The sequence below is a fragment of the Rhizobium sp. SG570 genome (genome assembly GCF_012275345.1).
Taxonomy (GTDB): Bacteria; Pseudomonadota; Alphaproteobacteria; order Rhizobiales; family Rhizobiaceae; genus Rhizobium; species Rhizobium lusitanum.
Map to the genome: position 1 here is coordinate 1 of NZ_JAAZQI010000053.1, position 2,228 is coordinate 2,228.

The window sequence follows — 2,228 nt, forward strand, 5'->3', positions numbered from 1 at the left end:
ATGGATGGTGCGCCGTGAAGGCGCGAGAGAGGTGAAATATGACCTAGACATCATCTCTTACGCTCGCTGATTTCCGACCGACGGCTGAAATGCCGTCTTGGCTGTAAGAGCAACAGCCGAAAGGGGGCCGAGAAGCTCGACCGGGCGTCGCCGGTTGGGTGTCATAAGCAGATCGGCCTTAAATGTACCGGGTGCGAGCCACCACTCGTAGGCCGGGCTACCGCAGTGTCTATGACGAGACAACGAAGTGAGCGCCGGAAGCCTCTGTATTTATCCATACCGCCTCCGCTGGTGTGATGGCACTGGAGGTTACGCGATCCGAAGCGGCAGGGTTCAGTCCATCTCTGCTGCTGGGCACGGGCATCGTGTCCGGGACAGGAACGGCTCTCTTAGCCTGTTCTCAGTATCGTCAGGGGTAGAGCTCACCGTCTAACGGCACAAAGGTTGGAAATCGGAACACGGGAACTCGGATCGTCTGCCCGGCGCGGAACCGGGCTAGCCTCGACGGCAGGAGACGGACGACACCGAGCGCGGAGCTTTCGTAGTAGTCGGAGCGCGGGAAAACCGCGCACAGGGCGAAGGAAAGCAGGAAGACGGTAGGTTTGCACGACGGAGAAGCAATCTATGGACATGGATTATCAAGCCGATGAGGCCTGGGTACTCGGCGTTCAACGCAAACTTTACCAGCAGAGCAAGGCAAATCCCGACGAAGCGTGGCGCGATCTCTGGGGGTGGCTTACAGACGCCCGCATGATCCGTCATGCCTGGCGGCGCGTTTCGACCAACAAAGGTAGACGCTCCGCCGGAGTAGACGGGATCACCGTGGACCGCGTCCGGCAAAGGATAGGTGAGCAGACGTTCCTTGATGGAATTCGGCGAGAATTGCGCTCTGGCGCATACCAACCGAGTCCATCACGACGGAAGCTCATCCCCAAGCCGGGTAAACCGGGGCAATTCCGACCCTTGGGCATTCCCACGGTGAAGGACCGCGTCGTTCAAGGCGCGGTCAAAGCAGTTCTCGAGCCGATCTTTGAGGCCCAATTCTGGCCGGTCTCCTACGGGTTTCGGCCCGGAAAGAGCACCCACGGGGCCTTGGAGCATATCCGGCTGTCCCTCCTGCCGCGCAAGCGAGACGAGGACAGCCGACGGCACCAGATGCCGTACAACTGGATAATCGAAGGCGACATAAAGGGCTGTTTCGACAACATCAATCACCACCATCTCATGGAGAGGCTGCGCGCACGCGTGGCCGACCGGCTGGTGATGGGGTTGGTGGGGCAGTTCCTAAAGGCTGGCGTCCTAGCGGAGGACCAATTCCTGCGCACAGACAACGGCACGCCGCAGGGTGGGATCATCTCCCCGTTGCTGGCCAACATCGCACTAAGCGCGATCGAGGAACGCTACGAGCGATGGACCTATCACCGCACGAAAATCCGGAAACATCGCCTCTGCAACGGGGCGGCGGCGGCACTGAGCGCACGAGGACGGGATCGCCGGCTAGGACGCTGTGTGTTCTTCCCGATCCGATATGCCGATGACTTTGTTGTGCTGGTGTCAGGCTCGAAGGAAGATGCCATCGCGGAGAAATCCGCCCTGGCGGATTACCTTCGGCGGACAACCGGTCTCGAACTGTCACCGGAAAAGACCAGGATCACGGCAGTGACGGAAGGATTCGAATTCCTCGGATTTCATGTCGCAATGCGATGGGACAAACGATACGGATATTTCCCCCGTATCGAGATACCCAAAGCAAAAGCCGCTGATCTGCGTCACAAGATCAAGGTACTCACCAAGGTCGATACGAATTTGGTGACCCTTGGTCAGAAGCTCGACGAACTGAATCTCATCCTTCGCGGCTGGGCTGGCTACTATCGCCACTGCGCCAGAGCCGGAAAAGTGTTCACGGCTATCGACTGGTTCGTGACGCGCCGTATCTGGTGCTGGCTTCGCAAGAAGCGCCGAAAAGCACGGGTGCGCGACATCATGCGGTCCTTCGGACCGAGCCGTCGCCGCCTGACAAGACGCCTATGGCAAGAGGGTTTGCACGAGCAGTATATTCTCGCGTGGACTCCTATTCGCCGGTTCCTTCTTGGCTGGATGAAAACGCCCAACTTTGCCATGTCTTCTGGAGAGCCGGATGCGTAACGAAAGGCGCACGTCCGGTTCGGCGAGAGGCGATGAGAGACCACCCGCTGCGAGGCGGCTAGGCGCTCATCGCCTACTCTACC

Annotated in this window: 1 protein-coding gene; it reads left to right on the plus strand. The window is 59.3% G+C overall.

The genetic code is table 11. The features are described from left to right. Positions 1 to 624 precede the first annotated feature (624 nt). Positions 625 to 2,145, plus strand: a complete 1,521-nt coding sequence (gene ltrA / locus FHT28_RS35810; protein ID WP_168598920.1) for a group II intron reverse transcriptase/maturase — start codon at positions 625 to 627, stop codon at positions 2,143 to 2,145. Positions 2,146 to 2,228: the final 83 nt, after the last annotated feature.